This window comes from Rhodococcus sp. GB-02 (assembly GCF_053470465.1).
The window spans coordinates 709,439-722,259 of sequence record NZ_JBPUKE010000003.1 but is presented as its reverse complement, the minus strand read 5'-3'; the positions used below and the strand labels follow the sequence as shown (position 1 = coordinate 722,259).

Genomic DNA, 12,821 nt, shown 5'->3' with positions numbered 1-12,821 from the left:
CGTCGATGTTCTTTTCCCCGGAAGGGGAGCGTGGTCACGCCCGGTCCCAGCGGGAACCGCGGGCTCAGCGGATTTTTCTGAACTGCCCCGTGCTCGCTCAGTGTCGCGAATACGCCTTGGGTGCTGGTGAACTGTACGGAACCTGGGGTGGCATGACCGATGCCGACCGAAGACGGTACGCCGGGCTGCGAAACGACGACGAGCACCGGATCTCATCACGCAGCCGTATTGCTTTGACCTTGTCGTGGAGAGGCGTGTAATTGACCTATGCGCTCCCACAGGTCCACTGTGTGGACTCTGTCGGTGGGGGAGATGCCCTGGTAGTCATGTGGGCGTTGATGAATCGAGGAGGCCATCGATGACGGATGACGAGGTGCCGCTGTCGGTTTACCGAATGACGGGAGACGATCTCGTCGAGGAGTACCAATGCTTGTATTCCCGGTTCGATCGCCTTATCCCGAATCAAAAAGCGCGGTTCTACTTTGTGAACGAGGAGATGAAGGCGCGTGGGCTCGGACATGGCCTGCCGACGCCCGCATGCCGCGATCGCATCGATGCTTGGGATGGGGAGATCTGAGATCGCGCGCTTCGTCGACATAGCTGCACCCGACATTCGATGACCCGTACAGGACGATCTGGTGGGCATCCGCGTAGGCAGCGAGGTCGCCTATGCGTGCGCGTCCGGACGGTGAGTACGCGCGGGGACTCGTGCCGCCACACGTTCTGCACCAGCCGATAGCTCATGGTCGCCCCCGCCGTCCCGCCTGTTCGGAAGATTCAGCGGCCTTGATTACCGGGCCACTTGCCTGGGGTACGCCTACGGAAAAGATGCAGATCGGAAGGTGCCTACACAATGCAGGACGTCAGACGCGCGATGACCGATTTCGATTTGGTCGAGGAGCTCAACCGGCTCGAGAATCTGGACGAGCTGAGCCGGTGTGAGGAGCTGAGGCTCGAGATCGTGCAAGACGAGTTGGTCCGCCGACAACAGTCGAAAGTTCACCAAATCGTCAACGGTGAGCATCGTCGGCGCTCCTAGTCATCGCCGTTGAGGTGTGAGCCGGAATCAGCTGCGAACGTGATCCGTTGACCGTCACCCAACTCCACCGTCAGCCGGGTCACGTATTCGTCGCTTTCGAGAGTGTGTCGCACCGAGACCAGTCGGCCGGTCATACCCCATGGACGCGTTGTGTCGCTCCCCGGCTTGTAGTCATCGATCGTCTGACCCAAATCCCACGAGGTCAGCTCTCCGTACCTGTTGCCAGCCATAGATCCCAGGCTAGGACGCCATCCGCTCCGGAGGAAGATACGCGGGGACTCGACTGAGATCACGGCTCGAATCGGCAATGAAACTGCTTGCGGCTCTGCGCCGCCGGACTATTGACGCGGTGATGGTCGTTCGTGTGGGTCGGGTTCTCTCAGCGTTTCCGGAATCGGTTGACGGCGGCGGCGCGGCGAGCGGAGAACCGCGCCCACACACTCTGCTGAATCGCGAGAGTAGCCCAACCGGCCACGGCCATACCGGCGATGTTCACCACCAATTGGAGAGTGCTGCCCCAGATTTCGTGTCCGATTCCGAACGTCAATCCCAGGGCGACGTTTCCTGCGGCGGGCACTGTGGTCACCGAGATGAACACCCCGGACAGTCCGCCCATCTTCGCGGAGGTGATCGAGAGGACCCCGGCTGCTGCCGCGATCACTGCCACAATGAACGACCATTTGTCCGGGGAGTAGATGAAGTCGGTGCCTGGTCGGGGTCCGGTGACGTTGTCGACGCTCACCCATCCCACCGCGCGAGCCAATAGCGCCATGGCAGTGGTGAAAGCAATCGACACGGCGAATCCGACCACGAGGGTCCGCGTCGCGCGAGCCAGCAGCGTGAACCGCCCGCGTACCAGTGCGACACCGAGGGCGGCGATCGCTCCGAACTCCGGGCCAAGGACCATGGCGCCGATGACCAGGATTTGTGAGTCGATGACGATCGCGATCGCCGCGAGCAGCGTGGCCATGCTCATGAAACTGATGTAGGTCCAGTTGAGTTCGGTCTCCTCATATGAGCGCTGCGCGACATCCGCCCACACCACTGCGTCGGCGCTGCTGCCCGGAGTGCGCTGTTCGGCGTCGAAGCCCGCACGCGAGAGCCAGGTACGAACCGGTTCGATGTGGATACTGCCTTCGTGGTGCACTCCGAGTGTGCGCAGGTGGTCGATGATCTCGTTCGCGCCTTCGCGGGCGACATCGGCGACGACTAGGTCGCCTACCGGTGTCACCGAGGCCTCGCGGGTCACCGCGATCCCGCTGACTGCGGGGCTGTCGACGAGGCACCCGAGTACGTCCTGAGTCAACAGCGAGGGCGAAAGGATACGCAGGTGCAGCATGCCCACAGTGTGCCCTGCAGCCCGCGCAGATCTGAGTATTCGTGTCCTCGGCGGGCAAGTGTCGGTGCTAATCGAGACTCGCGCGCTCCGGCAGCGGTCGGCGTGGACGGTGCTCAGGCCCTGATCGGCGTCGTCCGGGCGGAGGCTATCCGCCAGCGGCCGCCGTCCTCGACCATCGTGTACGTGAGCTGTCCCGACGTTGCGGGCAGTGGCTCTGCCGGGTCTGGAACTGGGTCGTGCGAGGATCGGTGTGCAATTCGATCATCGTCGGCCGGTCCTCCTCGCGCAGGAAACGTAGGATCAGCCGGCTGGTTTCGATGTCTGTGAACAGAACCGCGAAACTATCGCAGCCTTGGGGTAACCGCCGCAGCGGCCCGGCGATCGCGGGCCAAGAGTCATGAAGGTGGAAGTGCCCGCCCTGCAGCAGTGCCAGCTGAAAACCGCCTGTCGTGTGCACCGACCACGCGTGCAGTCCCTCTACTGACGTCGCCGGGTCCTCGGTCCCGTCTACCGCCAGAATCGGGCAGTTGAGCGGCGGGTCGCTGCGCGGGATATCGGAGATCCGGCTCGCTGATGCGATAAGCGGGCAGCTACGGAATTGTTGTCGATTTCGGCAAATCGGGATGATGGATCGGGTGGTGACGAGTGCTGGGGGACGCGGCTTCGGCTATGTGAGAGGGTCGCTGGATACGTTGTCTTGCTGCGCATTTCCTTCGATAGTGTCGGAGGGGGAGCAAAGAACGTCAGCACCGACAGCCCCTGAAGCGACCAATGCGAAGACTTATTCCAGTGATGATTTTGGCCGGGTATCGGTGACCCTTTTCCGACGGAACAGCGGTGTTCGCCCCACCGTTTTTCCCAGTTCGCTGACTTCAGCAACGTGACAGCGCCTTACTACCTTCGATCTGGCAGTGTTCGGAGTTCATGGCCGAGCGCGGAGTGCGATCTGTGCGACTGCGGCGAGGTTGGATGGTGATACGTGGTCGCGTGAGGCTTGGGCGATTCCGGTGAGGACGGCCATCGTGCAGCGCGCGAGAGCGAGGGCGTTCGGGGTTGCGGGAAGTTCTTCCGAGGCAATATCTTTTGTAATCTTGACAGTGCCCTTAGCTAAGTTCCGATCCGAGGCGCTAGTGCCGCGCGCCTAAAGTTCTTTAACAGTACGATTTGAGATACTTCACCCATGCGGATTAAGCCTCTGGTTTTGCGCGACGGGGACGATATCGAATTGGCGAGGCGGGTGCGGTCGAGGTCGATCCCCTCGGGCGCGGCGCAGCGGGCACGGATCATTGTGCTCGCATCTCAAGGTGAGTCGAATTCGTCGATCGCAGAGCTGGTCGGGGTGTCGCGGCCGACGGTGATTTCTTGGCGTGCCCGCTACGATGCGGACGGGTTGGCCGGCCTCGAGGACGATGCCCGGTCCGGCCGGCCGCGGAGCCTCGATCACCGGGAGATCATCTCCGCGACCTTGATGGCGCCGCCGGAGAAATACGGTGTTACGCACTGGAGTTCGCGTTTGCTCGCGAACCATTTGGGGATTGGGTACGGCACGGTCGCGCGGATCTGGCGTGAGTACGGTGTGAAGCCTTGGCGCAGTGAGACATTCAAGTTTTCCACCGATCCGGAACTGGTTGCGAAGGTGACCGATATCGTGGGGTTGTACCTCGATCCGCCGGAAAACGCGATCGTGCTGTGTGTGGACGAGAAGTCGCAGATTCAGGCATTGGATCGGACGGCTCCGACGTTGCCGATGCAGATCGGGATCCCGGAGAAACAAACCCATGACTACGTCCGCAATGGCACTTCCACCTTGTTCGCTGCGTTGGAGATCGCGACCGGGAAGGTGACCGGGATCTGTCGGCCTCGGCACCGTCACCAGGAGTTTCTGGTGTTCCTCAAACACGTTGCGCGGGCGTATCCGAAGCAGGAATTGCATTTGGTGATGGACAACTACGCGACCCACAAGAAGGTCGAGGTCTGTCAGTGGTTGGCTGCGAACCCGTGGATCCATGTCCATTTCACCCCGACATCGGCGTCGTGGATGAACCTGGTCGAGGTATGGTTCGGGATCATTGAACGCCAAGCGATTCATCGCGGAACTTTCCGCAGTGTTCGCGATCTGACGAGCAAGATCCGGGAGTTCATCAACGGGTGGAATCCGCGGGCGCAACCTTTCGTGTGGACGAAAACTGCCGAGCAGATCCTGGCGAAAGCCGACCGTAAAACAACTTCAAACTCGGGGCACTAGCTCGTCATCGCACCGATGGCTCCAGTGAAGTAGGGCACCAGCCAGATGACCCAGACGACCAGGCTGAACTTGTGGAACTTCGCCTTTTCGGAGGGACGATCTCGGAGTAGAACAATTACAGCCCACACCAGATGAATTGCCATGAGCACGATAGCTAAGGCTCCGGTGGCGATCATAATTGGGTCGAATGTGGAGGTGCCGGTATCCGGAGACTGATCGGAAATTCGACTCATCAAGAATGTGCCTGTTGCATCGCAAATGAGGCCGAGCGTGAATGCACCAGCGTGCCACCACTTCAGCGTCTTCTGAATGCGTTCTGACCAGATGCCAATGGAGTAGAAAACCAGGGCAAATGTGATGACGATAATCGCGGTGGCCAACATCGCCTGAGACTAGCTCAGCTCCATCTTGTCCCGGACCGATCGATGAAAGGCCGAAGGATAGCCTAAAAGTGGGGATCGCATCCAAGACAACCGAAACCTACGAACCCACTGTTCGAAGTCCCTGGGGCGACCACTTATTGAGGCGGACGGGGCGTGTGGACTGAGGGGAGCTCACTCCCCAATTCAGTCCTGCGTGAACCTTGACTAACCGGTGACAGTACAACTTTCGATTGATGCAGACGTCCGCCGCGAACCGTAGTGTGACCCCGTGACGGAAAAAGCATCGGCCTCAGCGCTCTCTCCTGCCCCACGCATATCCAAGTGGTGGAGCCTCGTCGTACTCGCGCTGGGCCTGGCGATGATCGTCATGGACGGCACAATTGTGGCCGTCGCCCTCCCGACAATCATCGACGACCTGCACCTGAACATCACCGACGCCCAGTGGGTGAACTCGCTCTACTCGATCGTGTTCGCCGCGCTATTGCTGACCACCGGCAACCTCGGCGACCGCCTGGGCCGGCGCAACATCTTCATCGTCGGCATCGCCCTGTTCCTCGCCGGGAGCCTCTGGGCCGCCAAGTCCGGGAGCGCGGAGATGCTCATCGCTGCACGCGCACTGCAGGGCGTTGGTGGCGCGTGCATCCTCCCGTCCACGCTTTCGACAGTCAACGCGACCTTCCGCGGCAAGGATCGGGCCGCCGCATTCGGTGTCTGGGGGGCGGTCATGGCCGGCGCCGCCGCACTCGGCCCGCTGCTCGGCGGCTGGCTTACCAGCTCGTTCAGCTGGCAGTGGATCTTCTACGTCAACATCCCCATCGGCCTTGTATTGATAGTCGCAGCGCTGGTTGTGATCCCCGAGACCCGCTCCGGCGACACCCGCCCCGGCTTCGACGTGGATGGGCTATTGCTCAGTGCGATCGGCTTCGGTGCACTCGTCTTCGCCATCATCGAAGGCAGCACCCTCGGGTGGTGGAAGCCACTCAAAGACTTGAGCCTCTTCGGTATGACGTGGTCGGCAGACAAGCCCCTCTCGATCGTGCCGATCCTGCTACTCGTAGCCGCCGTCGCGTTGACACTGTTCGTGTTCTGGGAACGCCACCGTGCCAGAGTCAATCGGTCCGCACTTCTAGACCTGCACATGTTCTACACCCCCACCTTCAGCTGGGGGAACATCGCCGCGATGATGATCGCAGTCGGCGAATTCGGCCTGATCTTCGCGCTGCCGCTGTTCCTGATCAATGCCATCGGCCTGAGCACCCTCGGCGCCGGCTTCGTGCTGGCAACGATGGCAGCCGGCGCCTTTCTCTCCGGCACCATGGCCCGTCACCTGGCGGCTGCGATCGGTGCAGCCGGCACAGTCGTTGTCGGCGTCGTCCTCGAGATCATCGGCGTGCTGACACTCGTTCTCGTCATCAGCGCGGACGTCTCCCCTGTCACGGTCGGCGCAGTGCTCGTGATCTACGGTGTCGGCCTCGGCCTGGCGTCCGCGCAACTTACCAGCACCGTGCTGTCCGATATACCAGTAGACCTTTCCGGGCAGGGCTCCGCCACGCAGAGCACCGTTCGACAGATCGGCTCGGCGCTCGGCTCCGCAGTCGTCGGTGCGGTCCTTTCGATCGGGCTGGCCCACTACCTCGGCAGTATCCAGGGTCCAGCGGAGAACTTCACCGACGCCACCCGAGAATCGGCGGGCGGCGCGATCGCCGGCTTACGCGCGAGTCACGGCCCCGACGAGGTCATCCATCAGTTGTCCGAGGCCTTCGCCTCAGCCACTCAATGGGCGATGGTCGCAGCGATCGCATTCCTCGCCCTCGGCCTAGCGGCGTCGCTGCGGGTATTGCAAGTTGCACGTCAGGAGCGCTCCGGGCTTGATACGTCGGGCGAAGACGAGCCGCTAACCGATACCACCTGCACCGACGCCTGACCCCCACTCGATCAGACCGCATTCCTGCCCGGTTGTGGAGACCCACCACCGGAAGTAGCCCGTCTCGTCACAAGCAAAGGATCGACAGAGACTACCCTCACCGACCGTTTGCTGAAAAGCAATCCGACCACCGCGGTGAAACAACCGCACGCCCAGGAGAACGCCCGATGACAACCAACGAGACACTCGCGCAGTACAGCGACTGGGCCTTCAAGTCCGCCTTCACCGTGCTCGTTCTGGCGTTCGTGCTGCTCATCGTGCAGTACGCGTCGGCCAGAGCCAAGGCGATTCAGAACAAGGAACTGGTCTCGGCCGGCGGAGTCGACGCTTCCGTGCCGGGCAGGGTCACGGAGACTTCGACCAAGTCGCTCTCGGAGCGATTCGGCGGAATGGGCCGAGCTGTCCTGGTCGTCGGAACGGTTCTGATCATCGCGTCGATCATGCTCCGCGGATTTGCGACGGAACGATTCCCACTCGGCAACATGTACGAATTCGTGGCGATGGCGTGTGCGGCGTCGTTGCTGGTCGGGCACGTCCTGTTGATCAAGCCGACTTACCGTCCGATGTGGGTCTTCCTGCTGGTTCCCGTTCTGATTCTGATGTTCCTCGCCGGCACGGTCCTCTACGCCGACGCGGCTCCCGTGGTTCCGGCGCTGCGCTCGTACTGGCTTCCGATTCACGTGACGATCGTCAGCGTCGGCTCCGGCATCTTCATGATCGGCGGTATCGCGAGCCTCCTGTTCCTGCTGCGACTGAAGTTCCCGCCCGGTGACGAAGGCACGAGCATCGGCGGCCGGATCGCAGAGCGACTGCCGGACGCCCAGACTCTCGACCGCTTGGCGTACAAGAGCACGATCATCGCGTTTCCGCTGTTCGGCGCGGGCGTAATCCTGGGTGCCATCTGGGCGGAAGCTGCGTGGGGACGCTTCTGGGGTTGGGATCCGAAGGAGACGATGTCCTTCATCGCCTGGGTGATCTACGCGGCCTACCTGCATGCGAGGGCAACGTCCGGGTGGCGGGAGACGAAGGCTGCTTGGATCAATATCGCCGGTTTCGTTGCGATGCTGTTCAATCTCTTCATCATCAACATGGTCGTCTCCGGCTTGCACTCCTACGCGGGACTCAACTGAACCCACTCGGGTCGCTGTGCCGCTGTAGAGGTAGAGAAACAGATTGCTCACCACGTGATCCGCTTCAACGGAGTATTCGCGATCTTCCTTTACCTCCCCGTCCATGCCTGCTCGGCATGCGAATCTTTCCGCGGAGCCGCTCGGCGCCTTTCTCCAGATCACCGCCGAATCCGACATGTGTACCGGCGCCATCCACATCGACGAAGAAAAGTCTCGGACTGCCGACCCTGGTAGGAGGCCGGCTCAACCCCTTACGTAGTAGTCGAGCAGCTTTTGTTCATCCTCGGCGGAAAGGACGTCGACGAGCCCCACCTTGAGTGCAGAGTCGACCTGGGACGCAGTAAACGGCACGCGCAGAGTCTGCCCGTCGCGGTATGCACTGTCGCCCAGGGGGATCGGTGCGTGCACCACTCCTGAGTGGTCCCGGCATACTGTGACCCACCGCGGAGATGCGGTGGTCGGATCGAGAAGCATCGACCCGACCACACCGATGACCCCGTCGTCAACACCGATCACCTCTCCTCCGCGTACGAGGGTGACGCCTTCCCTGGTGATCTTGGTCTTGTCCTCTCGGGCCGTCATCTAGCTACCTCTACGTGATCATCCGTCAATTTCGCGAGCCAGGTCCCTATATGACCTGCCTATACCTTCGTGTTCGTTGGCGCACCCCCGAGTCGCGCCCTAAAACAAAGCCCCGCGAGCGCAGCCAGTGGGTGCCCCGCTGTGTCATCCGTTCGGAGCGCTCATCTCTTGGAGTGCATGTCCATCGCGTTTTCGTCGGCTACGAAATCTAGCCAGCAAACGCTAGCCAACAAACTCGTAGTAGCATCACTGCAGGATTATGACCCTGTTTTCGGTGCACTCAGTGCGTCAATTCGTCCTTCTTGGCGCGAGCCTTTTCCAGCGCCTTCTCGGTGCGCTTGCGGGCCCGCTTACCCAGCACCTCGGTCTGTTCCGACGCTGTCTCTGCCCACTCGTTGCTCTTCTCGAGTGCGAGTTCGGCGAACTCGGAGCTGCGCTTGCTCGCCAGCTCGGCCAGTTCGGCACTGCGCTCGCGTGCGGTCTCGGCCAGTTCGGAGCCGCGCTCGGATGCCACCGACAAAGCATGTTCGACGCGATCGCTCGTGTGATCGGTCTACGATGCGACCAACGGAAGCGCCGCGGCGGCCACGCCAGCCGAGCGGCGGCTTGCCCTCGGTGTCGACGGACGCGATCATCAGTCCGCCGAGCAAGCTGACGTTCTTGATCTTGACGAGTGTTTCCGGATCAGCAGGCACCTTCTGCGTCACTGCTTCTCGGTGTAACAGCGCGAAAAGCACTACAAAGAACACCAACGCCGTCCCGGAACCGGGGCGGCGTTGGCATCCTCCACGAATCCAGCCGGATATGACCGTGTACGTCAGGATCGACAGGGAGGCGGCCACTTTCGTGTCCGTTGTCACGGGTATCGGCAACGAGGTGATCGTTCACGAGATGCCAGAAGATGGCAGCGCCACCTTCGTCTTCGAGGAGTGGTGCCCGATCCGCTGGGGCCGCCGGGGTGTGTGGCCCCAGCGCACAACACCGATAGCTCGACATACTGGTACACACAGTCATGACGGAAATCGAGGAGCCTGAGGCAGTGAGCACAACGAGTACAGCGGATGCGTTGTTGTCGGGGCCACGCGGACGGCGGATGCTGCTTGACTACGTGATGGATGCCGAACGGATCCGGCGACCCGAGCCGCATGACGACTCGTTTGGTTCCGCGGTTTTTCTGGCGTCGCATCACCTCGACCCCGATCGAGACTCCAGCGTGACGTACTCACTCGCGTACGAGTCCGGCGCTGAAGAGCCTCCTGAAGAGCCCCTACGTGCTGTCGTCACTGCCGACGATGTGGCGCACCGCCTGTCCGAAGTGCCGCTTCCCGAGGTGACCGAGGTTGCACTCCGTTCGGCCCTCGCCGCAGCGACGGACACAGCTCGCTACTGGCAGGACCCCGACGGTGAAGACATCCTCGTCGCAACCGAGCCGGTACGGCGTGAGCTTCGACGAGTCGCCGAGCACATCGCACGATCCCCACACGCGCAGTGGTGGACAACCGCGCTCGCCGAGACCGACCAATGGGTGATAGTGAGCCGGGACGACGACAGCCCCGATACCTTTGAGTCGACGGCTGCAGAACTCCTGAGCGACTGGCACGAGCACACTCTCGCAGCGGAAGCGCGAGCCGCTGACCGCCCGACCGATCCAACGGCGAACTGGTCCGGTTACTGGTGGTCGAATCCGTCTGTTCGGTGTTCGACACGGACACTGTTCGACGGGACCCCGGCAGAATTGTGGTTTGTCGAAGACAGCATGGGCTGGAGACGCGTCGCCGTGCGACAAGTCGGCACACCCGCCGGCGCTCGTATATACGAGATCGACGGCGCTCAGGCGTGGGCGGAACTCTGCAGACGGTTCCCCCTCGAGGTCACCGCGGAGAAACGACACGACTGGTACCGGACCACCGGACGATCAGGGCGATGGGTCATCCCCAACTGGCAACTCGTCGCCGAGAGCTACACGGGCGTGCATCTCACAGTGGCGGGATACCTGGCCGCAGCGGGAACCGCGATCAGAGTCGACGACGAGATGGCCAGCGTCATCGCCGGATGGGCGCCCGACGCAACATGCTGGCTCACTGACCCCGACCGCATCGGCGACAAATCCCGTACCTGGGTGCTCGACGACAGCCGAGAACACCCCGACTGGGTCGAAGAAACGCAACAATGAGGGACAGCGAATCGTGTTGCTGTGCAATGTCCACCCGGTGAGCATCGCGGAGTGCGGGGCGAGACAGGAACTCAGTCAGCTCTGTGGGGTGACGGTTGCGGCCATCAAGTACTACCTGAGTGAGGGCCTGCTGACAGGCGGTGTGCAGACAGCCGCAACCAAGCCGTGTACAGCGAACAGCACATTCGGCGGCTGCGGCTGATCCGCTCCCTGATCGACATCGGCGGTCTCTCGATTTCACATGTGCGTGCAACACTCGCGGCAGTTGACGATGAATCGACGCCCATGCACGGCGCATTCGGGGTGGTAATGCACGGCCTCGACGAGGTGCCCGCCGATACCCGGCCCACCAACATCGAAGCGGCCTACAGTGAAGTGCAGGAATGGCTTTCGTCCAGGGGATGGCACATCCAGTCGGACGCGCCCGCGCCGCATCGCCTGGCCGAACTTGTCGCCACGATGCGCCGGTTCGATTTCCCGACAATGCTCACCGATTTCGACAGTGTCGCCGACATCATCGAGCGGACCGCGCAGATCGAAGTGGAATACGCCCGAGCCATGTCGGATCGTACGGCTGCCGTCGAGACGATGCTCATCGGAACCGCAATACTCGAACGAGCGATCGTCGAGGTTCGCCGACTTGCCCTCGAAGCTGCCAGCTCCCGGGTCGGCAACGCGCTCAAATAGGTACGACAAGGTCTGGGGCCGAGGAGACGATAATAAGTCGCCTGATATTATGGCGCCTAATGAAAAATCTCGTGGGTGTGAAACAAGAGCTGTTGCTGTCGCGGATCGGCGACGACGAGGCCAACCGACTGGTTATGGCGTTGCTGACAACAGCGCGACGTATCGATGCAGAATGCACCGAGCTGCTGGCCGAATACGAAATGTCCGAAGGACGCTTGGCGGCGCTCCTGGGCGTGTCCGCGGAACCTGGAATTGCCCCCGGTGCCCTCGCTGATCGTTTGGAGGTGAAAAGTGCCACCGTGACGGGCCTGCTCGACGGGCTCGAACGTCGTGACCTCGTCCGTCGGACAAGCGTCGTCGGGGACCGTCGCTCCATTTCGTTGCAGGTCACTTCGGCGGGCGAAGCCCTCCTCGCGGCGCTGACGCCGATGTACACGGATTGGTTGCGTCACCTCAGTGCTGACATCGGCGCAGAAGATCGAGCGGCAGCCACCCGGGCGATGGCCACCATCCAGCGCAACCTGGACACGGACACTTCCGGTGGTTGAGCATGGTTCGCGGCGCCGCACGGGCATCGATCCCGAACGTTTACTCGAATTGAATGAGGGTCGAGTCGCATCTCGCACCCTCGCAGAGGCGCTGTCCGTGGACCAGGCGTTGCTGCTCGAAAACATCTTCCCGTTTGTGACTGACGAACTGCGTTCGTCAGTCACGCAAGCACAATCTCTGGGCATCCTCGCTCGGATGCGACACGTCGGCGCTGCGCTCGCTGACTCGCTTGATGAGGAAGAAACGGCGCGCCTGGCCGCGCACCCGTCCGACACTGCGCGCGGGTGGAGTTGCTTCATCGTCGCCGCGATCGACAACATCGAACCAGCCGAGTTGTTGACCAAGATTCGTTCCTTCGCTGACGATCCTCACTTCGCCGTTCGAGAATGGGCATGGATGGCCGTACGGTCGACACTGGTCACCGATCTCGAGACCAGCATCGGTCTACTCGCTGAGTGGACGAACGACGAATCCGAGCGTATCCGTCGATTTGCCAGCGAAGCGCTCCGTCCACGCGGAGTGTGGTCGACACACATCGCGGCACTGAAGGTCGACCCCGACCTCGGGTTGCCGATCCTGACGCCGTTGCGAGCAGATCCGTCCCGGTACGTGCAGGATTCGGTGGCGAATTGGATCAACGACGCAGCGAAGACGAATCCGGATTGGGCACGCACCCAATGCCGGCGATGGCTCACCGAAAACGAAGCGAACGCGGCGACCGAACGGATCGCGCGCCGAGCTCTCCGCTCCCTCCATTAATCCCTGTCGAA

General features: G+C 61.9%; 15 protein-coding genes. 10 read left to right on the top strand and 5 right to left on the bottom strand.

Annotation, left to right across the window (positions count from 1 at the left end; all coding sequences use genetic code 11):
- The first annotated feature begins 5 nt into the window (after window positions 1-5).
- From ACSW29_RS23780 to ACSW29_RS23770, 3 genes are all read left to right on the top strand, one after another.
- Window positions 6-260: a WhiB family transcriptional regulator gene (locus ACSW29_RS23780; protein WP_448278554.1), complete on the top strand. Its 255-nt coding sequence runs from the start codon at window positions 6-8 to the stop codon at window positions 258-260.
- Between the two features lie 98 nt (window positions 261-358).
- Window positions 359-577: a hypothetical protein gene (locus ACSW29_RS23775; RefSeq protein ID WP_230813159.1), complete on the top strand. Its 219-nt coding sequence runs from the start codon at window positions 359-361 to the stop codon at window positions 575-577.
- Window positions 578-853: 276 nt separating this feature from the next.
- Complete coding sequence (locus ACSW29_RS23770) at window positions 854-1,039, top strand: hypothetical protein (RefSeq protein ID WP_230813160.1); 186 nt, start codon at window positions 854-856, stop codon at window positions 1,037-1,039.
- Here ACSW29_RS23770 and ACSW29_RS23765 read toward each other — a convergent pair.
- Together ACSW29_RS23765 and ACSW29_RS23760 are read right to left on the bottom strand one after the other, a co-directional pair.
- Window positions 1,036-1,269 (bottom strand): hypothetical protein, encoded by a 234-nt coding sequence (locus ACSW29_RS23765; RefSeq protein WP_448278461.1) that lies wholly within the window; start codon window positions 1,267-1,269, stop codon window positions 1,036-1,038. The two genes, ACSW29_RS23770 and ACSW29_RS23765, sit on opposite strands and share 4 nt — an antisense overlap.
- A 149-nt stretch (window positions 1,270-1,418) precedes the next feature.
- The gene (locus ACSW29_RS23760; protein ID WP_448278460.1) at window positions 1,419-2,378 is read right to left on the bottom strand and encodes a DUF389 domain-containing protein; all 960 of its coding nucleotides are present in this window, start codon (window positions 2,376-2,378) and stop codon (window positions 1,419-1,421) included.
- 1,180 nt (window positions 2,379-3,558) lie between these two features.
- Between ACSW29_RS23760 and ACSW29_RS23755 the strand changes: the two genes are divergently transcribed.
- The gene (locus ACSW29_RS23755; RefSeq protein ID WP_448278459.1) at window positions 3,559-4,623 is read left to right on the top strand and encodes an IS630 family transposase; all 1,065 of its coding nucleotides are present in this window, start codon (window positions 3,559-3,561) and stop codon (window positions 4,621-4,623) included.
- On the opposite strand, the gene ACSW29_RS23750 is transcribed toward ACSW29_RS23755, so the two are convergent.
- Complete coding sequence (locus ACSW29_RS23750) at window positions 4,620-5,006, bottom strand: HsmA family protein (protein ID WP_448278458.1); 387 nt, start codon at window positions 5,004-5,006, stop codon at window positions 4,620-4,622. The two genes, ACSW29_RS23755 and ACSW29_RS23750, sit on opposite strands and share 4 nt — an antisense overlap.
- A 268-nt stretch (window positions 5,007-5,274) precedes the next feature.
- Here ACSW29_RS23750 and ACSW29_RS23745 point away from each other — a divergent pair, with 268 nt between their 5' ends.
- A complete protein-coding gene (locus tag ACSW29_RS23745) occupies window positions 5,275-6,930 on the top strand; it encodes an MFS transporter (protein WP_230817993.1) in 1,656 nt (551 codons plus the stop codon).
- A 167-nt stretch (window positions 6,931-7,097) separates the two neighbouring features.
- On the top strand, window positions 7,098-8,060 hold the full coding sequence (ccsB, locus tag ACSW29_RS23740) for a c-type cytochrome biogenesis protein CcsB (protein WP_448278457.1): 963 nt from the start codon (window positions 7,098-7,100) through the stop codon (window positions 8,058-8,060).
- 243 nt (window positions 8,061-8,303) lie between these two features.
- On the opposite strand, the gene ACSW29_RS23735 is transcribed toward ccsB, so the two are convergent.
- Window positions 8,304-8,642, bottom strand: coding sequence for a hypothetical protein (locus ACSW29_RS23735; protein ID WP_448278456.1), 339 nt, complete (start codon window positions 8,640-8,642; stop codon window positions 8,304-8,306).
- 280 nt (window positions 8,643-8,922) lie between these two features.
- Complete coding sequence (locus ACSW29_RS23730; RefSeq protein WP_448278455.1) at window positions 8,923-9,156, bottom strand: hypothetical protein; 234 nt, start codon at window positions 9,154-9,156, stop codon at window positions 8,923-8,925.
- 525 nt (window positions 9,157-9,681) lie between these two features.
- Here ACSW29_RS23730 and ACSW29_RS23725 point away from each other — a divergent pair.
- The 4 genes from ACSW29_RS23725 (at window position 9,682) to ACSW29_RS23710 (ending at window position 12,810) form a co-directional block, all read left to right on the top strand.
- Window positions 9,682-10,815, top strand: coding sequence for a hypothetical protein (locus ACSW29_RS23725; protein ID WP_448278454.1), 1,134 nt, complete (start codon window positions 9,682-9,684; stop codon window positions 10,813-10,815).
- 165 nt (window positions 10,816-10,980) lie between these two features.
- Window positions 10,981-11,502 (top strand): MerR family transcriptional regulator, encoded by a 522-nt coding sequence (locus ACSW29_RS23720; protein ID WP_448278453.1) that lies wholly within the window; start codon window positions 10,981-10,983, stop codon window positions 11,500-11,502.
- A 59-nt stretch (window positions 11,503-11,561) separates the two neighbouring features.
- Window positions 11,562-12,050, top strand: a complete 489-nt coding sequence (locus ACSW29_RS23715) for a MarR family winged helix-turn-helix transcriptional regulator (RefSeq protein WP_448278452.1) — start codon at window positions 11,562-11,564, stop codon at window positions 12,048-12,050.
- A complete protein-coding gene (locus ACSW29_RS23710; protein ID WP_448278451.1) occupies window positions 12,043-12,810 on the top strand; it encodes a hypothetical protein in 768 nt (255 codons plus the stop codon). Before ACSW29_RS23715 ends, ACSW29_RS23710 begins: the two co-directional genes overlap by 8 nt.
- Window positions 12,811-12,821: the final 11 nt, after the last annotated feature.